At 43.4% G+C, this 17855-nt stretch carries 21 protein-coding genes; 15 read left to right on the top strand and 6 right to left on the bottom strand.

All coding sequences use genetic code 11. The annotated features are described in order from the left end of the window. Window positions 1-221: 221 nt before the first annotated feature. The 3 genes from L5M51_RS12785 to tpx all read left to right on the top strand — a co-directional run bounded on the left by L5M51_RS12785 (window position 222) and on the right by tpx (window position 2389). The gene (locus L5M51_RS12785) at window positions 222-812 is read left to right on the top strand and encodes an OmpA family protein (RefSeq protein ID WP_113939425.1); all 591 of its coding nucleotides are present in this window, start codon (window positions 222-224) and stop codon (window positions 810-812) included. 32 nt (window positions 813-844) lie between these two features. Further along, complete coding sequence (locus tag L5M51_RS12790; protein WP_263173106.1) at window positions 845-1672, top strand: mechanosensitive ion channel family protein; 828 nt, start codon at window positions 845-847, stop codon at window positions 1670-1672. 123 nt (window positions 1673-1795) lie between these two features. Next, window positions 1796-2389: a thiol peroxidase gene (gene tpx, locus L5M51_RS12795; RefSeq protein ID WP_105251878.1), complete on the top strand. Its 594-nt coding sequence runs from the start codon at window positions 1796-1798 to the stop codon at window positions 2387-2389. A gap of 75 nt (window positions 2390-2464) precedes the next feature. Here tpx and L5M51_RS12800 read toward each other — a convergent pair whose 3' ends face one another. Together L5M51_RS12800 and L5M51_RS12805 are read right to left on the bottom strand one after the other, a co-directional pair. Continuing rightward, on the bottom strand, window positions 2465-3106 hold the full coding sequence (locus L5M51_RS12800) for a trimeric intracellular cation channel family protein (protein WP_263173108.1): 642 nt from the start codon (window positions 3104-3106) through the stop codon (window positions 2465-2467). A gap of 360 nt (window positions 3107-3466) precedes the next feature. Continuing rightward, window positions 3467-4027, bottom strand: a complete 561-nt coding sequence (locus tag L5M51_RS12805; protein WP_028761276.1) for a DUF4136 domain-containing protein — start codon at window positions 4025-4027, stop codon at window positions 3467-3469. 180 nt (window positions 4028-4207) lie between these two features. Between L5M51_RS12805 and L5M51_RS12810 the strand changes: the two genes are divergently transcribed. The 4 genes from L5M51_RS12810 to ruvX all read left to right on the top strand — a co-directional run bounded on the left by L5M51_RS12810 (window position 4208) and on the right by ruvX (window position 6122). Beyond that, window positions 4208-4525 carry a hypothetical protein gene (locus L5M51_RS12810; protein WP_263173112.1) on the top strand — a complete coding sequence of 106 codons (318 nt, stop codon included), beginning with the start codon at window positions 4208-4210 and terminating at the stop codon, window positions 4523-4525. Between the two features lie 182 nt (window positions 4526-4707). Then, window positions 4708-5037, top strand: coding sequence for a stress response translation initiation inhibitor YciH (gene yciH / locus L5M51_RS12815; RefSeq protein WP_219253466.1), 330 nt, complete (start codon window positions 4708-4710; stop codon window positions 5035-5037). A gap of 66 nt (window positions 5038-5103) precedes the next feature. Next, entirely contained in the window at window positions 5104-5667 is a 564-nt protein-coding gene (locus L5M51_RS12820) for a YqgE/AlgH family protein (RefSeq protein WP_173243658.1), read from the top strand. Window positions 5668-5696: 29 nt separating this feature from the next. Further along, window positions 5697-6122, top strand: a complete 426-nt coding sequence (gene ruvX, locus L5M51_RS12825; RefSeq protein ID WP_028761279.1) for a Holliday junction resolvase RuvX — start codon at window positions 5697-5699, stop codon at window positions 6120-6122. Between the two features lie 85 nt (window positions 6123-6207). On the opposite strand, the gene hemH is transcribed toward ruvX, so the two are convergent. The 4 genes from hemH to L5M51_RS12845 all read right to left on the bottom strand — a co-directional run bounded on the left by hemH (window position 6208) and on the right by L5M51_RS12845 (window position 10140). Then, window positions 6208-7221 (bottom strand): ferrochelatase, encoded by a 1014-nt coding sequence (gene hemH / locus L5M51_RS12830; protein ID WP_263148734.1) that lies wholly within the window; start codon window positions 7219-7221, stop codon window positions 6208-6210. Between the two features lie 32 nt (window positions 7222-7253). Continuing rightward, window positions 7254-7793: a glutathione peroxidase gene (locus L5M51_RS12835; RefSeq protein ID WP_173243652.1), complete on the bottom strand. Its 540-nt coding sequence runs from the start codon at window positions 7791-7793 to the stop codon at window positions 7254-7256. Window positions 7794-7980: 187 nt separating this feature from the next. Further along, on the bottom strand, window positions 7981-9093 hold the full coding sequence (locus L5M51_RS12840; RefSeq protein WP_028761282.1) for a PilT/PilU family type 4a pilus ATPase: 1113 nt from the start codon (window positions 9091-9093) through the stop codon (window positions 7981-7983). 9 nt (window positions 9094-9102) lie between these two features. Continuing rightward, window positions 9103-10140: a type IV pilus twitching motility protein PilT gene (locus tag L5M51_RS12845; RefSeq protein WP_006082517.1), complete on the bottom strand. Its 1038-nt coding sequence runs from the start codon at window positions 10138-10140 to the stop codon at window positions 9103-9105. 35 nt (window positions 10141-10175) lie between these two features. On the opposite strand from L5M51_RS12845, the gene L5M51_RS12850 reads away from it, so the two are divergent. From L5M51_RS12850 to L5M51_RS12885, 8 genes are all read left to right on the top strand, one after another. Continuing rightward, the gene (locus tag L5M51_RS12850) at window positions 10176-10874 is read left to right on the top strand and encodes a YggS family pyridoxal phosphate-dependent enzyme (RefSeq protein ID WP_028761283.1); all 699 of its coding nucleotides are present in this window, start codon (window positions 10176-10178) and stop codon (window positions 10872-10874) included. A 216-nt stretch (window positions 10875-11090) separates the two neighbouring features. Continuing rightward, a complete protein-coding gene (gene proC, locus L5M51_RS12855; protein WP_173497619.1) occupies window positions 11091-11909 on the top strand; it encodes a pyrroline-5-carboxylate reductase in 819 nt (272 codons plus the stop codon). Window positions 11910-11955: 46 nt separating this feature from the next. Then, entirely contained in the window at window positions 11956-12504 is a 549-nt protein-coding gene (locus tag L5M51_RS12860; protein ID WP_105251874.1) for a YggT family protein, read from the top strand. Further along, window positions 12504-12809: a DUF167 family protein YggU gene (gene yggU, locus L5M51_RS12865; RefSeq protein WP_028761286.1), complete on the top strand. Its 306-nt coding sequence runs from the start codon at window positions 12504-12506 to the stop codon at window positions 12807-12809. Before L5M51_RS12860 ends, yggU begins: the two co-directional genes overlap by 1 nt. 134 nt (window positions 12810-12943) lie before the next feature. Beyond that, on the top strand, window positions 12944-13378 hold the full coding sequence (locus L5M51_RS12870; RefSeq protein ID WP_105251872.1) for a DUF4426 domain-containing protein: 435 nt from the start codon (window positions 12944-12946) through the stop codon (window positions 13376-13378). 122 nt (window positions 13379-13500) lie between these two features. Beyond that, on the top strand, window positions 13501-14118 hold the full coding sequence (rdgB, locus tag L5M51_RS12875; protein ID WP_131523655.1) for an RdgB/HAM1 family non-canonical purine NTP pyrophosphatase: 618 nt from the start codon (window positions 13501-13503) through the stop codon (window positions 14116-14118). Next, entirely contained in the window at window positions 14118-15284 is a 1167-nt protein-coding gene (gene hemW / locus L5M51_RS12880; protein ID WP_263142375.1) for a radical SAM family heme chaperone HemW, read from the top strand. Before rdgB ends, hemW begins: the two co-directional genes overlap by 1 nt. Before the next feature lie 152 nt (window positions 15285-15436). After that, window positions 15437-17287, top strand: a complete 1851-nt coding sequence (locus L5M51_RS12885) for a DUF885 domain-containing protein (protein WP_263173114.1) — start codon at window positions 15437-15439, stop codon at window positions 17285-17287. The last annotated feature ends 568 nt before the right edge of the window (window positions 17288-17855 follow it).

Raw genomic sequence — 17855 nt, forward strand, 5'->3', positions numbered from 1 at the left:
TACTTGAAGCAAGTATCGACATACTGACATCTACTAATAAAAACATAAATATACTCAAGATCTTGCCGATATCTATCTGTCGATGTATGGACGCTTGTACGCGTTTAGCTTGGCGAAAAGAGTCTTACTCGTTAGAATGCCACACTAAGATGGTCATGCTACAACAATGCGATCGCTTTAGTAATTTTGACTAATACTTATCGTTCAATAGGTGATTTGTAGTGAAAAACTCCCAATCTCGATGGATTCAGCTAGCGCTTTTGCTATTAAGTTTAAGCCTAACATCACAGGTATTTGCTTGGTCTGACACTGACCGAGATGGAGTGCCAGATATCAAAGATGCCTGTCCTAACACAGAGCCAAATACACCTGTTATGGCTAATGGTTGTGTGGAAGAAGCCGCTGTGGAAATGACTGCATCACCAGTTTGCGATATGAGTCATTCAAATGCTGAGTTAAACACAGATTGTCATAATATTTCTGCAGCTATGGTGTATTTTGAATTTGCCATTGCCGAGGTTGACTTTTCTCAATGGAAAACTTTAGCCTTAGTAAAAGCATTCTTAGAAACAAATGATGCTGAATTAACCTTAGTAGGCCACACAGATATCGTTGGTACACCAGAGTTTAATTATCAACTATCACTTCAACGGGCTCAAAATGTAAAACGTATTTTGGTTGAAGATTATGGCTTTAATCCAAATCGCTTTACCGTAATAGGTAAAGGTATATCTGAACCTGTAGCGGACAACCGTTCTAGCGAAGGGCGCAGTTTAAATCGGCGAGTAGAATTTATCGTCAATAATAAATAGTTTTTGTTAGCGTATATTTAGGGAGTTATTCAATGGAAAACCTCGAAGGTTTATTAAAGCAAGCACCAGATCTGATTGTGACTTATGGCTTAAAAACATTATTCGCCATTATCATCTTCTTTGTTGGTAAATACTTTGCAGGCGTAGCGCAGAAGCTTGTTAGTAAATTACTTAACAGCCGTAAAGTTGATCCGACAGTCGTTTCATTTGTCGCAAACCTCGCTTGGGCAGTGGTATTTGTTTTCGCGGTTATTGCTACGTTAGGCCAAATTGGCGTACAAACCGCATCACTGGTAGCCGTTATCGGTGCTGCAGGTTTAGCAATAGGCTTAGCGCTACAAGGTTCTCTGTCTAATTTTGCATCGGGTGTATTAATGGTGTTATTCCGCCCTTGCCGCGTAGGTGACTATATTGAAGCTGCAGGTATCGCCGGCACTGTTGATGAAATAACCATATTCTCAACCAAGCTTCGCACTCCTGATAATAAAGTTATCGTAGCGCCAAACTCATCTATCATGAATGGCACTATCACTAACTACTCAGCGATGGATAGTCGCCGTATCGATTTAGTGATTGGTGTATCTTATTCCGCTGATATCGCACTCACTAAAAAAGTATTGACCGATATTTTAGATAACAACCAGTATGTGTTAAAAGATCCAGCATATACAGTTGGACTTTCTGAATTGGCTAGCTCTTCAATCAATTTCGTGGTTCGTCCTTGGGTAAAAACATCTGATTATTGGACTGCACGTTTCCAACTGCTTGAGCAAATAAAAAATGCATTAGACGCTGCAGATATCGGTATTCCATTCCCACAAATGGATATCCATGTCAAAGAATTACCGCTAAGCAAATAACAATTAATGGATAAAAAAGGTCGGTAATTACCGACCTTTTTTTATGGTTCTACGCATCATTTTAGCGTACATTAATGGACAGATATTAGCGAAGGCACAGATATTCATGTGTGAGGAAATCCAATGCAAAAATATGTTTCATTTTTAGCCGCAAGCTGTATTTATAGCCTAGTACTGATGAGTCCCAATACACTCGCCAGTGAGAAAACACAGGTTTTAATGGGTGAAAAAACAGTCACCTTAGAAGGGAAAAGACCAAAATTGTCGCAAATGGCGCCGGGGTTTAAAGTCGTTGATGAGCATTTCACGCCAGTGATGCTAAGTGATTTTAAGGGTAAAACTGTACTGATAAGTGCCGTGCCAAGCCTAGATACAGGTGTTTGCGCACTGCAGACGAAGCGCTTCAACAGCGAAGTTGGCCATTTTTCCGATGACGTCATAATGCTAACGATCAGTACCGATTTACCCTTCGCACAAAAGCGTTTCTGTAAAGTGGAAAACGTAGATAAAATCAAAGTGCTATCAGATAGCGTGTGGCGTGATTTTGGTGAAAAGTATGGTTTGTTAATTCAAGATTATGGCTTGCTGGCTAGAGCCATTTTCATCATAGATGCAGAAGGTAAGCTCCAATACCAAGAGTTAGTACCAAACATCACAGAGCATCCTAACTATGATGCTGCCCTTGAAGCCTTGAAAACCCTTCAAGCCCAGCAGTAATTCACAGCTAAAAACAGGGCAGCCTTAGCTGCCCTTTTGTTTAACGGTTCTATTTCTACGATTTGGTTTTACGATTTAATGTGTATGCTGATCGCCACTGGATTGGTAGTCAAAGGTTGGCATAGACCAATGATATCGCAGCGCCAACATCCGTAAGCTAAAACCAACGCTTAAACAAATAACCAGATTAATCCATTCCGTTAACTGATAGGCATTTAAGACGATATACAAGCCTGCCGTCAGTAGTGAAATCACCGCATAGAGTTCTTTCTTAAAAATCAAAGGCACTTGGTTACACAGAATATCGCGGATAACGCCACCAAAGACACCTGTGACCAATCCCATGACTACGGCAATTGTTGGGCTAAATCCCAGCATTAACGTCTTTTGTGCGCCCACAATGGAGAATACGGCTAAGCCTAAAGCATCAATAGCCAAAAATAACTTAGACAGATAACGCATCACAGGGGCGATAGCGACAGTGAGCAAAGAAGCGAATGCAATCGCAATAAGGTAATGCACATGCTCAACCCAAATTAAGGGGTAATTTCCGAGCATCATATCCCTTAGTGTGCCGCCACCAATTGCCGTTGCGCAGCCAATGATCACCACACCAAACAAATCCATCTGCTTGCGGCCAGCCGCCAGAGCGCCCGTCATCGCCTCGGCAATAATCCCAATCAGCCAAAGTAATCCAATAATCTGCGTCTCATGCATCTTTGCTACTACCAACAACTCAAAGAATTGATTCTGCCTGATAACCTCTCAGTTCTATAATGATTTTATTTTGAATTCATCATTAGAAAAATTAATTCATCATCCTATTAATAATCTGATGCAGATTCCTATAATTTTATTAAGTTATAGGATAAATATTATACAAAATAGTCAGTTATAAAAATGTTACCTTCACATTGTCATCTATGAAAATAGAATTTTTAATAAGTATTAATAACGTAAATCCAATCAGATGATAAATAACTGCAGATCATCTAATCGAATGGGCAAAACGCATAAAAATCAGCCACAAAAAAGCGGCCCTCAGGCCGCTTAATTTTTATTCAAACTGAGTCAGGACTACTTAGTGTCAGGCTTAGGGGGATAATTTGCCATCACACTGCCCACAGCTTGATTGATGATCTGTACTCTTTCTTCTGGGGTATTTTTGTCGCGAATGGTATCGGCAACAGAACCACGCCAGATCAGTTTAGTGGTTTTATTATCAACCAAATCAATAATCAGGGTGCCGACTTCATATTCTCTTACTGTGGTTTGGGTCTGCATATTGCCGCCCCAACCCCATCCTGGACCATAGTATGGGTTGTAGCCAAAATTACTATTGAAGGTATCAACATTAATCTTCTTATCAACTTTGGTCAGATAATTAACAAGTACATCAGCATCTTTTGCATCAACTAATGTCATCCCCTTACTCGCTAACTGGCTATTCACCGCTTCTCTGACCCGTTGGTCCATCAAGCCATCCAAATGATATCCAGCAGAATCCGTTTTCTGAGCAACCCAAGCATAGGTTTTATATTGGGTAAAATTGGCGCTAGGATCAAAATCCCAACCTGACTTCATCGAACTACAGGCACTGAGTGCCAACACAGCTAATGCTACAAAAATATTTTTCATCTTAATTTCCTCAGATGTTCGACCCGAACAAAGACAAGTATCAGAGATATGAATTTAGCTTACAGAGCAATAGCCTAATCTACAACTCAATTGATTAAAAAGCGGCATCTCATTCAGCTTGACTTCAGCAAAACCAAAGATGATAATGATTATCAATTAATATTTGAGGGAGGTGTTGAAATGTACTGGTTTATTAGCGCGTTTATGGTTGCATCTGCCATTTTTTTCCTTGCACCAGAAAAAATTTCTCTCGAGGCCAATAACGCCAAAATAAAGCGCCATTTGCCTGTCAGCTTACTGATTTTACCTCTTATTGTACTTGGCTGGTTGGTCATTGATACCGTCGCGAATGGCACTAAGTATGCCACAGTCGCCGCATTCGGCTTTGTGACTACCGCCTGCTTAATTGCGTTACCTAAGCTGCATAAATTTATTATGCCCAGCGCCTTACTGACTGCAGTAGCGCTGATCGTCATGGTCTTTATGCGCATAAATTAAAATGGCTGATAACGCTCCCTTTTTCAAAAATATGCTTACTTACTTCCCTGCAAAGAGTTAGCATTTTGTTCAGACCACTTAAGGATAATCCTCAAGTGGTCTTTTTTTACCTCCCAGAACCCCTGCAAATTTGATAAACTGAACGGGTATAAGTCATCTTTTAACACCAATGAATGAAATCTATGAAAGCAGATCCTAATGTATCCTTAGTGTACAGCACCGACAAAGGCCGTATTAATGCAGAGCCCGTCACTAAAGTGATTCCTGAATCCGACGGTATAGTCAGGATCCATAGAGACAGTAAGGGCCGCAAAGGCAAAGGCGTTTCGATTATCTCAGGCCTAGGTCTCGATGAAACCGCGTTAAAAGCAATGGCTCAAACCCTTAAAAAACAATGTGGTTGTGGTGGAACGGTTAAAGATTTCACTATTGAGGTCCAAACGGACAACCGCGAGCAATTAAAGCTATTACTTGAGAAACAAAACTACAAAGTTAAATTAGCTGGCGGTTAATCTCGCCCGACTTAGCAATATAGCAGCAAGCTAGATCAACTTAGCCACATCAAACGGAGTAGTTTAATGGAGAGTTTGCAGAACCATTTCTTAATTGCGATGCCCTCACTACACGGTACGTTTTTTGAACGCTCAGTCATTTATATCTGTGAACATGATGCCAAAGGCGCCATGGGGCTTGTCATCAATAAACCGCTCGGTATCGAAGTTAATTCGCTATTAGAACAAATGGATTTGCCGGCAGAGCAAGTCTCCGCGGATTTAGTGCTCAATGCCAATGTCATGATGGGCGGCCCCGTCTCCCAAGATCGCGGCTTTGTGCTGCATACCTCTCAGCCCTATTGGGCCAATAGCACAGATCTGGGTTGTGGTTTAATGCTAACCACTTCACGTGATGTGTTAACCGCGATTGGAAGCAACAGATCGCCCGAGAAGTTCCTCGTCGCCTTAGGTTATGCAGGGTGGAGTAAAGATCAGCTCGAACAAGAGCTTGCCGATAATTCTTGGCTCACAATTCCAGCAACGAATGCGCTCTTGTTTGACATTAAACACGAAGACCGTTGGCCACAGGCCAGCCGTGCTCTCGGATTTGATGCTTGGCAAGTTTCAGCTCAAGCGGGTCACGCTTAAGCCTATTTATTAATATAAGTCCGCACACTATGAATTCGAAAACCGTATTAGGCTTTGATTTTGGCACTAAGAGCATTGGTGTGGCTATAGGCCAAGAGATCACCGCCAGCGCCACACCATTATTATCACTCAAGGCCGTCGATGGTATCCCAAATTGGGATCAGATAGGCGACTTAATCAAAGAGTGGCAACCTGACTTAGTCGTCGTTGGCCTGCCTTTAAATATGGATGGCACAGAGCAAGATATGACCCACAGGGCGCGTAAATTTGCGAACCGCATCAATGCTAAGTTCAAAGTCAAAATAGCCACTCAAGATGAGCGATTAACTACCACTGATGCTAAGGCCAGATTATTCGAATTGGGCGGGTTTAAGGCACTGACCAAAGGTCAAGTCGATGCGGTGTCTGCCGTCCTTATCATCGAAAGCTACTTCGAAAATAACTTCAGCAAGTAATGCCACAATAAATAAAACTACAAAAAAGAAAAGGATAAGTTGCCTTATCCTTTTAGTTTGATGTTTAACCCGATAAATTACCGGATCAAAAATGTGGCTTCACTAAGTTTGCCATCATAGTAATGTGCGCATCATCATCATTTAATGCAGCAATGTAGCGGAACTTCTCACCACCCGCCTCGGCAAAGAGATGACCATTCTCACCAACAATTTCTTCCAGCGTTTCTAAACAATCAGCGCTAAAAGCTGGGCAGACGATAGCAATATCACGCACGCCTTGTTGCGGCAACGCTTTCAAAGTCGCATCGGTATAAGGTTGTAGCCATTTGGCTTTACCGAAACGCGATTGGAAAGTCATGACAAACTCATCTTTACCTAACCCAAGCTTTTCGGTGACAAGTCGAGTCGTTTTCATGCAGAAGCAGTAATACGGATCACCTAAATGCAAATTACGTTCAGGCATTCCATGGTATGACAACACCAATTTTTGCGGTTTACCATGGGCTTCAAAATCAGCCGTGATCGAATTGGCTAAAGCATTAATAAAGTCAGCATTGTCATGATAAGTATTAATAAAATGCAGTGCTGGAATATAGCGCCACTTGGACAACTCAGCCGCAATCGCATCAAAAGCAGAACCCGTAGTTGGCGCCGCATATTGGGGATACAGAGGTAACACCACGATTTTATCAATGCCATTTTGATGCATAGTTTGCAATGTACTGGCGACCGATGGACTGCCATAACGCATGGCTAAATGCACAGAAACATCATGGTTATCAGCGTTAAGCTTATCCGCTAACTTTGCCGTTTGACGCAAACTAATGTCCATTAACGGTGAACCTGCCGCAGTCCATACCTTTTGGTATAATGCTGCCGATTTTGCTGGCCGTACCCGCAAAATAATCCCGTGTAAAATCAACATCCACACTAGCTTAGGAATTTCGACGACTCGGGGATCCGCTAAAAACTCTGCAAGATAACGTCTAACAGCAGATGCTGTGGGTTCATCTGGAGTACCTAAATTCAACAACAACACGCCTACTTTGCCGCGCTGCCCGTGTCCAACTTCTTTGGATAAGCCTGAAAATTTAGCCAAAACAGCCTCTTAATTAATAAATATTCGTAAGATTAAAGTACAGATTCTATCGCTTGCTTAAGCTCTTCACTATCTGGCTTCACTTTAGAATTGAACTGTTGCACAACCGCACCATCACCGCTGACGACATACTTATAAAAATTCCACTTAGGCGCACCGGTTTTTTCGGCTAAGTATTTGAAGACACTATTAGCGTCACTACCACGTACTGGCGATGTCGACAGCATAGTAAAGGTGACACCGTAATTGATGTAACACACCTTAGCCGTATCTTTCTCATCATTTTCTTCTTGGAAAAAATCATCCGATGGGAAACCAATGACCACTAAGCCTTTATCTTTGTAGTTTTCATGCAATTTTTCGAGCGCTTTAAACTGCGGGGTGTAACCACAGTTACTGGCCGTGTTAACAATCAACACTGGTTTTCCCTGAGTCAATTCACACAGATTAACTGTCTCTTCAGAATGTAATTTTCGTACTTCAAGGTTCAGATACTCGGGACAAGTGGCCGCCATAGCGCCAACACTCATCAAGCTCGCTGTCATAGCGAATATCATGGGTAATTTTTTCATTGCTTTCTCCTTTACCAGTACATTACGCAAACGCACAAGGTAAAGATCATATTGAATTAAAAAATAAAAGCTATGGTTAACGACTGCATAGCGATGAAGTAAAACCGATTGAGCTGAACGAAAATCTAACTACACCAACAAAAAGCAGCCCATAAAGAGCTGCCTAACCCAGAACCTGACTATCGCGTTAGTCCATGTCTAAGGTGACACCTTCCATAAAACCTGAGCCCGTGGATTCTTTATTCTGCAATTTAATCATCAAACGTAAATCGTTTGGTGAATCAGCATGGTGCAGCGCATCGGCGTAACTAATCTCGCCATCGACATAAAGTTTCAGCAAGGCCTGATCGAACGTCTGCATGCCCTGCTCGTTGGATTTTGCCATGGTTTCTTTGAGTAAATGCAGCTCGTTCTTCGCAATTAAACTCGCCACCCTTGGGGTGTTAATCAATACTTCAATCGCGGCGCGACGCCCTGTGCCATCGACTTTAGGGATCAATTGTTGCGCCACAATACCGCGTAAATTCAATGATAAATCGAACAATAACTGTTGGTGTTTACTCTCAGGCACGAGATGCATAATCCGGTCTAACGCTTGGTTGGCGTTGTTGGCATGCAAGGTTGCCATACAAAGGTGACCCGTTTCTGCAAATGACAGCGCAAACTCCATCGTCTCTTGGGTACGGATTTCACCAATCAAGATCACATCGGGAGCTTGGCGAAGGGAGCTTTTTAGCGCCGCATCAAAAGACTCAGTATCTATACCCACTTCACGCTGAGTGATAATACTTTTTCTGTGGTCATGAACGAATTCAACCGGATCTTCAATAGTCAAAATATGCCCACGAGCATGACCATTGCGATAACCCACCAAGGCCGCCAAGGACGTTGACTTACCTGTTCCCGTTCCGCCTACCATAATGATGAGACCACGTTTACTCATCACCAGATCTTTTAGAATAGGCGGCAATTTTAAATCATCTACATCAGGGATTTTAGTCTCAATACGGCGCATCACACAGCCAGGCGATTCACGCTGCCAAAAAGCGCTCACCCGAAAACGACCTAAATCCTTTGCCGCAAAAGCGAAGTTACACTCACGAGTGGAATGAAACTCTTGCTTCTGAGCCTCTGTCATTAACGACTCAACAAAATCCAGTGATTGTGCTGGAGTAAAGGCACTTTCGGCCAAGGGACGCAATTCACCGTCAATCTTGGCACTCGGCGGAAAGCCCGCTGTGATGAACAAGTCGGAGGCTTTGCGTTCCACTATCACTTTTAAAAACGGACGAACATCCATCATAAATCCTTAAAATGTCGCTTGTTTATTCGAACTTTTCGCCATTGCATCTTCACGAGTGATAAGACCGCGATTGACTAAATTCTGTAAACATTGCTCTAAGGTCTGCATTCCATGGGCCATACCTGTTTGAATTGCCGAATACATTTGCGCCACTTTGTCTTCACGAATTAAGTTGCGGATAGCGGGCGTGCCCATCATGATTTCATGGGCGGCGACACGGCCTCCTCCCACCTTTTTAATCAGAGTTTGTGAAATAACCGCTTGCAGCGATTCAGACAACATAGTGCGCACCATGTCTTTTTCACCGGCGGGGAATACGTCGACCACACGGTCAATCGTTTTCGCGGCAGAGGTGGTATGCAAGGTACCAAACACTAAGTGGCCTGTTTCAGCGGCGGTCATCGCCAAACGAATGGTCTCAAGGTCACGCATCTCACCGACTAAAATCACGTCTGGGTCTTCACGCAGTGCGCTTCTAAGCGCCGCATTAAAGCTGTGGGTATGGCGGTGAACTTCACGTTGGTTAATCAAACATTGCTTATTTTGGTGAACAAATTCGATAGGATCTTCAATGGTTAAGATATGATCATGTCGATTTTCATTCACGTAATCCACCATAGCGGCAAGTGTGGTACTCTTACCCGACCCAGTAGGTCCAGTCACTAGGACTAATCCCCGAGGGAAACTGGCAATTTTTTTAAAAATTTCCGGCGCACCTAATTGCTCAAGTGACAAAATGTCACTTGGAATGGTACGAAACACAGCCGCTGCACCACGGGATTGATTGAATGCGTTAACACGAAAGCGTGCAAGATTAGGGACTTCGAACGAGAAATCTATTTCTAAATGTTCTTCGTAGTCCTTACGCTGCTTATCATTCATTATGTCGTACACTAAACTGTGTACACCTTGATGATCGAGCGCGGGCAGGTTAATTTTTCTCACTTCACCGTCAACACGGATCATGGGAGATATCCCTGCAGAAAGGTGTAGATCCGAGGCTTTGTGTTTTACACTAAATGCCAATAACTCAGTGATTTCCATCGTTTGGGATATCCTTGCAACTAGATAATTACATCATGACAACAATAGCAGACAGACTCGCAATCGCACAGCGCAGGATCACACAAGCAGCGCAAAAATGTGCCCGCCACCCCAGCAGTATTCGCTTACTTGCCGTCAGCAAGACTAAACCTATTGAAGACATTATAGCAGCCTACCAAGCGGGTCAGCGTTGCTTTGGCGAAAACTATGTCCAAGAAGGCGCTGAAAAAATTACTGCGCTCAAGGGGGATTTCCCGGACATAGAATGGCATTTTATCGGCCCACTCCAATCCAATAAAACCAGCATAGTCGCCCAGCATTTCGATTGGATGCATACCGTTTCACGCGACAAAATTGCCCTACGTCTCAATGAGCAACGTCCGGCCGAATTGGCGCCATTAAACGTCTGTATTCAAATTAATATCAGTGCTGAAGACACAAAATCTGGCATAGATGCGGCTCAAATGCTGCCACTGGCCGAACTGATAGCTCAGCTACCTAACTTAGCACTGAGGGGCCTAATGGCAATTCCAACGGCTACCGCAGATACAGAGTTGCAGCTTAAAGAGTTTTCCATGTTAAACAATCTATTTCAAGAACTTAAAACGCATTATCCCGCTGTAGATACGCTTTCAATGGGGATGAGTAATGACCTAGATACAGCGATTAGCTGCGGTTCAACTATGGTGCGTATTGGCAGTGCCATTTTTGGTGAGCGCAATTACGCTGCGTAAAATCCACGTTCGGCATTTAGTTAGAGGTCAGTTTAACCTTGTTTTTAGCACTTTATGCCCAAATACTGTATTTAAGAACACCGAACATTAACGATTTAAGAGCAATTAGCGAGAGTCGATAATCAGGCTCAGTCATTCAAATGACTAACCGTTTTATCATCTTAATTTAAGGTGAAGATGTTACAAGTTAACGGTTAACACACTGAAGAGAATCAAATGGATCAACAGAAAATCTGCTTTATCGGTGCCGGCAATATGACGCGCAGCATCATCAGTGGCTTAATCAATAGCGGCTATCCAGCTCAACTCATCCAAGCGACTAATCCCAGCCAAGGTAAACTCGATGCACTAAAAGACGATTTTGGGATTTTGGTTTCTCAGGATAATTTGGCAGCGGCGCAAGCTGCCGATGTCATAGTACTTTCAGTAAAACCACAATTGATGCAACAAGTTTGTGAAGCATTACAGACAGTCGAGCTGTCGAATAAGTTAGTCATCACTATCGCTGCGGGCATTAAAGCAAAGCGATATACCGACTATCTGGCACAAGACATCAAGCTTATCCGCGCCATGCCAAATACGCCGATGCAAATTAGTGTTGGTATGACTGGCCTCTATGCGCCTCAAAGCATTACTACCGAGCAGAAAGCCATTTGCGATCGTTTGATGTCAAGCGGCGGCGAAATAGTGTGGGTAAATGAAGAGTCAGATTTAGATCAAGTGATTGCATTATCGGGCAGTTCACCGGCTTATTTCTTTTTGCTAATGGAGTCTATGATAGATGCAGGCAAAGAAATGGGAATGGATGAAACAAAAGCCAGAAGTTTAGTGCAGCAAGCTGCGCTTGGCGCTGCTATGATGGCAAAGCAAAACCCACAACTGACCTTAGGTAATTTAAGGGAGAATGTTACTTCAAAGGGCGGCACCACCGCACAAGCGCTGGCGACATTTGAAGCTGCGGATATGCGCGGCTTAGTAAAAAAAGCCATGGAAAACTGTATTAATCGTGCAGAAGAAATGGCTAAAACATTTTGATCCACTAACACGTTTTTATATCGAACTTTAATAGGTAGAAATCTCGATGAATGCATTTACCTTTTTAATCACCACTCTATTCGATCTCTATTTGATGGTGGTGATTTTGCGGATTTGGTTACAACTGGCAAGGGCTGATTTTTACAATCCGTTTAGCCAATTTATTGTTAAAGCAACTCACCCGCTCATCGCACCAATGCGCCGTATTTTGCCTTCCTTAGGGCGATTTGATACCGCATCTTTCGTCCTCGCATTATTGGTTGTGATAGCCAAGCTGCTACTAATTAGCCTCATTGCGGGCGGTGGCATAGACATACTGTTATTTTTGCTGTTTGCCGTTGTATCTGTGGTCAAAAAAGCAGGGGTACTTCTATTTTGGATGCTATTAATACGCGCAATCTTAAGCTGGTTTAACCAAGGCTATAATCCCATTGTAATGATCATGGGTCAGTTAACTGAACCCGTATTAGCACCAATACGTCGTATCATACCGCCAATTGGTGGTTTAGATTTATCCGTAATGCTGGTCATTATTGGTATGAATTTCCTCAATATGTTACTTGCTCAATATATCCCTTATTGGGCTGTGATCTAATGAGTGCTGTGACTTTGCAGCAAGGTGACTTGCTGCTTAATCTCTACATTCAGCCTAAGGCTAGCCGAGATCAAATTGTAGGATTGCACGGTGATGAGCTAAAAGTAGCCATCACTGCGCCGCCTATTGATGGCAAAGCGAATGCCCATTTAAGCAAGTACTTAGCAAAAGCTTTTAAAGTGCCAAAGAGCGACATTCACATAATAAAAGGTGAACTTGGCCGACATAAACAAATCCGCATTATTGACCCTAAGATCATCCCAAGTGTCATTACTGAACTGATGGGGCAAGATAGTGAAAAGTAATTCAGTTGAAAGATCAATCAGTTAAATAATCGTACAACTGAAAACGAATTAATCCTTTGAATGCTATTAATTTATTGAAAAAAATAGTCACAGCGGCCCTATAATCCAACATTCCCTAATATGAGGTATCCATCATGTTCCGTAATCTTCTCGCTGTATTAGCTCTCACGGCTAGCCTTTGCGGTGTTGCAAATGCCGAGCAAAAAGAAACTGTCGGCAATTTTGATATTCATTACATGGCACTTGGCAGTACATTTTTAACGCCTAGCATAGCCAAATCCTATGGCATTAAGCGCAGTAACTACACTGGCATTATCAATATTGCCGTATTAGATATTAGCGAAGCGAATAAGCCCGCAGTACCCGTTGAAATTACTGGAGTTGCTAATAATTTGTTAGATGCGCGAATCAATCTAACGTTTAAAGAGATCCGCGAAGGTGATGCGATTTATTACATTGCCGAAGTGCCCTACCGCGATGATCAGGAAATCAACTTCAATATCGCAATTAAATATGGCAATCAACTGAACACGAACTTACAGTTCAAGCAAAAATTCTACGTTGAATAAACCTATTTTATACCTTTGTTGGCGTTGCTTTCCTGTTGCGCCAACCCCTTTCCCTGTCCTTTACTATTGAGCTTGGGTATCATAGTGCCAACGCACGTCGTCCCATTTATGATAGGTATTCCATGCAACAAATCGTCCTCGCCAGCGGTAATAAAGGCAAACTCGCCGAATTCGATCAAATGCTCGCAAGCTACGGTGTCACTGTACTGCCGCAGAGCCAGTTTAATGTCAGCGAAGTAGCAGAAACGGGTACCACTTTTGTAGAGAATGCCATTATCAAAGCAAGGCATGCCGCCGAAATCACCGGACTTGCGGCCATTGCCGATGATTCGGGTTTAGAAGTGGATTTACTCCAAGGCGCTCCAGGCATTTATTCAGCACGTTACGCAGGCGAAAATGCCAAAGATCAAGACAACGTATTGAAACTACTTGAGACGTTAAAAGACCAGCCAGCACCTCGCGGGGCAAGATTCCAATGCGTACTGGTATATATGCGCCATGCGAAAGACCCTACCCCGATTATTTGCCAAGCCTCATGGGAAGGCCAAATCGACTTTAGCCAACGTGGCGCCAATGGCCATGGTTACGATCCGATTTTTATCCCTGAAAATTATCAATGTAGCGCGGCAGAGCTGAGCAGCAACGAGAAAAATGCCTTAAGTCATCGTGGTAAAGCTCTAGTGCAACTCATCGCCGCCATGCAAGCCCAAGGCGTATTAACAGGCGGGAATGCACAATAATGTCGTCAACTGCCGTGACTACTGCGATAAAGCTCGAACTGCCACCACTCAGTCTGTATATCCATATTCCCTGGTGCGTACAAAAGTGTCCCTATTGTGACTTTAATTCCCATGGCCAAAATGGCGAACTGCCACAAGAGGCTTATGTTGATGCGCTATTGGAAGACTTACGCCAAGATTTACATCTCGTCCAAGGGCGGCAGATCCATACCATCTTTATCGGTGGCGGCACGCCATCCTTATTCGATGCTTTGCAAATCAAACGCATACTCGATGGTGCCAATGCGCTAATCCCCTTTAGTGACAATATCGAAATCACTATGGAAGCCAATCCTGGTACTTTAGAGCACGATGACTTTAGTGCCTATCGTGCTGCGGGCGTCACTCGTTTATCTATCGGGGTGCAGAGCTTTTCTAAGGATAAACTCAACTTACTCGGACGTATTCACGATCAAAACGAGGCACAAGTCGCCGCTCAAAAAGCCAGCCAAGCGGGATACTTAAGTTTCAACCTCGATTTAATGCATGGATTACCGAACCAAAGTTTTGCTGAAGCTATGGCTGATATCGACACGGCAGCGGCGCTTAACCCGCCACACCTATCTTGGTATCAGTTAACAATTGAGCCCAACACCCTATTCCACTCAAAACCGCCGCAGCTGCCCGATGACGAAGCGCTCTGGCATATCTATGAGCAAGGTCAACAAAAGCTGGCCGCATTAGGGTATGAGCAATACGAAATATCTGCCTACGCAAAACCTGGTTACCAATGTAGGCACAATCTCAACTACTGGCAGTTTGGTGATTATCTAGGCATAGGCTGTGGCGCACACGGCAAAGTGACGCTGCCAAAAGAAAACCGCATCATACGCACGGTAAAAATTAAACATCCCAAGGGATATCTGAGTGCCAGCAACTACACCTTCGAATCGATTGAAGTTGCAGAGGAAGACCGCGCGCTCGAATATTTAATGAATCGCCTGCGTCTGATGACACCTATTCCTAAGCAAGAATTTGAACTGCGCACAGGACAACACAGAGACACATTGACCGAAGGAATGGAAAAAGCTAAACAACGCGGTTTACTCACAGAATCCGCTGAACATTGGCAATTAACCAGTAAAGGTCATATGTTTGTTAATGATTTACTGACACAATTCTGCTGAGTTAGCCGTTAAAATATCTCTATAAATAATGTGTTAGTAACTAATAGTACGGTTTAACACTATTACTGCTAACACATTTTCTAACACTAATATCCATACATTCTTGTTCAGCTTCTTTAGTATTGATGCAAATCAATCTAGGAAGCCTGATCATGCCAATAAAAACTAAAATCAGCTTAGTCGCACTGACCCTTTCAGCTCTGCTGACCATTCCCGCGTATGCAGCATCAACTGCGCCAGCCTTACACAGTGCAAGCGAACCTGTGAATGCTGTAGCACAAACCGAGTCAGAAAAAGCCAATGCTCTGTTCGAAACCATCTTCATGGAAAACATTATGGCGAGTCCCATTTCGCAGACCTATATGGGGATCAAGCAAGACTATGATAAATGGGATGAACTGGGTGATACCGCCGATGATAAAGCCATAGCTCGCACAAAAAAACAACTAGCGCAGGTCAATCAAATTGATGCGGCCAAGCTCGATCCACAAACTCATCTTAGCCTCATGTTACTGAAGCAAAATCTGCAAAATGACATCGAAGATGACCAATGGCGCTATCATAATTACCCTGTGAATCAGATGTATGGCGGCCACTCTATGATCGCCTCCTTCTTGATTAACCAACATCAAATCACAGATGTCAGCGATGCTAAGGCCTATATCAGTCGCTTGAATAGCGTGCCCAAACGCTTAAGTCAATTGCAGACAGTATTAGCCGTTCGCGCAGATAAAGGCATTATCGCGCCTAAGTTTATATTCGCTTATGTGATTTCAGACAGCCAAAACATCATCAAAGGTGCGCCTTTTGATAAGGGCGACGACAGCGCGCTACTCGCAGATTTTCGCCGTAAAGTTAACGCATTAGCGATTCAAGAGACAGAGAAGCAAGCACTGCTTCAACAGGCTGAGCAAGCACTCGTTACTCAAGTCGAGCCCGCCTATAACAAACTCATCAGTTACGTAAAAACCTTAGCAGCCAAAGCTGATGACCGCGATGGTGCGTGGAAACTCCCTAACGGAGCCGCCTATTACAATAATGCCTTGGCACGAACGACCACTACAAACATGAGCGCCGATCAAATCCATGACTTAGGCCTTTCTGAGGTGGAACGTATTCACAATGAAATGCGTGCCATCATGAAGAAGGTCAATTTTAAAGGCGATTTGCAGCAATTCTTTAGCTTTATGCGTGATGATCCCCAGTTCTACTACCCCAATACCGCCGAAGGCAAAGCCGCCTATTTAGCTGAGGCGACTAAGTTCATCGACAATATGAAGTCGCGCTTGGATGAAGTGTTCAAAGTAAAACCTAAGGCCGCCATGGTAGTGAAGCAGGTTGAAGCCTTTAGGGAAAAATCCGCGGGTAAAGCCTTCTATGAACAACCGGCACCGGATGGTTCGCGTCCAGGTAGCTACTATGCAAACCTATATGACATGAAAGCCATGCCAAAATACCAAATGGAGGCGCTGGCCTACCACGAAGGTATTCCGGGTCACCATATGCAGATAGCCATTTCCCAAGAACTGCAAAATATTCCTAAGTTCCGTAAGTTTGGGGGCTATACCGCGTATATTGAGGGCTGGGGTTTATATAGCGAATCTTTCCCGAAAGAAATGGGACTCTACGCCGATCCATATTCTGACTTTGGTCGCCTAGCAATGGAGTTGTGGCGTGCCTGTCGCTTAGTCGTTGATACTGGTATCCACGCTAAAAAGTGGACCCGCGAGCAAGGCATAACCTATTACGTGGACAATACGCCAAATGCTAAATCAGATGCGGTGAAAATGGTTGAACGCCATATCGTTATGCCATCGCAAGCGACAGCCTATAAAGTAGGTATGATTAAACTACTAGAGCTAAGACATAAAGCAGAGCAACAGCTTGGCAGTCAATTTGATATCCGCGACTTCCATACGCTAGTACTTGCTAACGGCGCATTGCCACTGGATGTGTTAGAGCAACAAGTCGATCTCTGGATAGCCAGTAAGAAGCAGGCCTAATGCCTTAATGTTTTAATGCCCTAATGCCTTAATGCCTTAATGCTGAGTCGTGAAGCATTGTTAACCTGCTTCACGACTAAAGCGACATATATAGCTACGCCCAATAAGAAAGCCACTCGAAAGTGGCTTTTTTATTGGTACCATTATCCCGTTAGATAACAGAACCCTTCTCACTGTGGGTCACTATATTTGTTGTATTAATTTATGCTTTAGCACTCGCCTTCACACACTTAACACACAGTTGCGACTTTAGGGTACAGAGAGACAAAACGCTTGCCCAAGGCTGCACAAACCATCAATAAAAAATTACCTCAGCGATAAGGCTGAGGTAAACCAAAAACTAGGATGATGGTTTAAAGAGCCAACATTGTTTTAGTTCTCAAACTTCTGTTGGCTGTGATCCAAAACTGCATTAATGCCGACCTGTACACAAAAATTGAAAGGGGTCATTTCCAATAAACGCATAGGACTCAGGTCATTCCGAATCAACTGTTACCATTGTATTCAATTAAGAACAGAGTTCAAGGATGTTATAAAAAAGTGCTTTAGAACACCCTAAAAAACCATC

It is taken from the genome of Shewanella sp. SM73 (genome assembly GCF_025653795.1).
Lineage (GTDB): Bacteria > Pseudomonadota > Gammaproteobacteria > Enterobacterales > Shewanellaceae > Shewanella > Shewanella oncorhynchi.

What these genes read in the sequence shown, in the direction of transcription:
- L5M51_RS12885 (WP_263173114.1), top strand. Translation starts at nt 15,437, where the DNA reads ATGCCAATAAAAACTAAAATCAGCTTAGTCGCACTGACCCTTTCAGCT.
- L5M51_RS12840 (WP_028761282.1), bottom strand. Translation starts at nt 9,093, where the DNA reads ATGGATGTTCGTCCGTTTTTAAAAGTGATAGTGGAACGCAAAGCCTCC.
- tpx (WP_105251878.1), top strand. Translation starts at nt 1,796, where the DNA reads ATGCAAAAATATGTTTCATTTTTAGCCGCAAGCTGTATTTATAGCCTA.
- L5M51_RS12860 (WP_105251874.1), top strand. Translation starts at nt 11,956, where the DNA reads ATGAATGCATTTACCTTTTTAATCACCACTCTATTCGATCTCTATTTG.
- yggU (WP_028761286.1), top strand. Translation starts at nt 12,504, where the DNA reads ATGAGTGCTGTGACTTTGCAGCAAGGTGACTTGCTGCTTAATCTCTAC.
- L5M51_RS12835 (WP_173243652.1), bottom strand. Translation starts at nt 7,793, where the DNA reads ATGAAAAAATTACCCATGATATTCGCTATGACAGCGAGCTTGATGAGT.
- rdgB (WP_131523655.1), top strand. Translation starts at nt 13,501, where the DNA reads ATGCAACAAATCGTCCTCGCCAGCGGTAATAAAGGCAAACTCGCCGAA.
- L5M51_RS12850 (WP_028761283.1), top strand. Translation starts at nt 10,176, where the DNA reads ATGACAACAATAGCAGACAGACTCGCAATCGCACAGCGCAGGATCACA.
- L5M51_RS12870 (WP_105251872.1), top strand. Translation starts at nt 12,944, where the DNA reads ATGTTCCGTAATCTTCTCGCTGTATTAGCTCTCACGGCTAGCCTTTGC.
- hemW (WP_263142375.1), top strand. Translation starts at nt 14,118, where the DNA reads ATGTCGTCAACTGCCGTGACTACTGCGATAAAGCTCGAACTGCCACCA.
- L5M51_RS12820 (WP_173243658.1), top strand. Translation starts at nt 5,104, where the DNA reads ATGGAGAGTTTGCAGAACCATTTCTTAATTGCGATGCCCTCACTACAC.
- proC (WP_173497619.1), top strand. Translation starts at nt 11,091, where the DNA reads ATGGATCAACAGAAAATCTGCTTTATCGGTGCCGGCAATATGACGCGC.
- yciH (WP_219253466.1), top strand. Translation starts at nt 4,708, where the DNA reads ATGAAAGCAGATCCTAATGTATCCTTAGTGTACAGCACCGACAAAGGC.
- L5M51_RS12845 (WP_006082517.1), bottom strand. Translation starts at nt 10,140, where the DNA reads ATGGAAATCACTGAGTTATTGGCATTTAGTGTAAAACACAAAGCCTCG.
- L5M51_RS12800 (WP_263173108.1), bottom strand. Translation starts at nt 3,106, where the DNA reads ATGCATGAGACGCAGATTATTGGATTACTTTGGCTGATTGGGATTATT.
- ruvX (WP_028761279.1), top strand. Translation starts at nt 5,697, where the DNA reads ATGAATTCGAAAACCGTATTAGGCTTTGATTTTGGCACTAAGAGCATT.
- L5M51_RS12790 (WP_263173106.1), top strand. Translation starts at nt 845, where the DNA reads ATGGAAAACCTCGAAGGTTTATTAAAGCAAGCACCAGATCTGATTGTG.
- L5M51_RS12805 (WP_028761276.1), bottom strand. Translation starts at nt 4,027, where the DNA reads ATGAAAAATATTTTTGTAGCATTAGCTGTGTTGGCACTCAGTGCCTGT.
- L5M51_RS12810 (WP_263173112.1), top strand. Translation starts at nt 4,208, where the DNA reads ATGTACTGGTTTATTAGCGCGTTTATGGTTGCATCTGCCATTTTTTTC.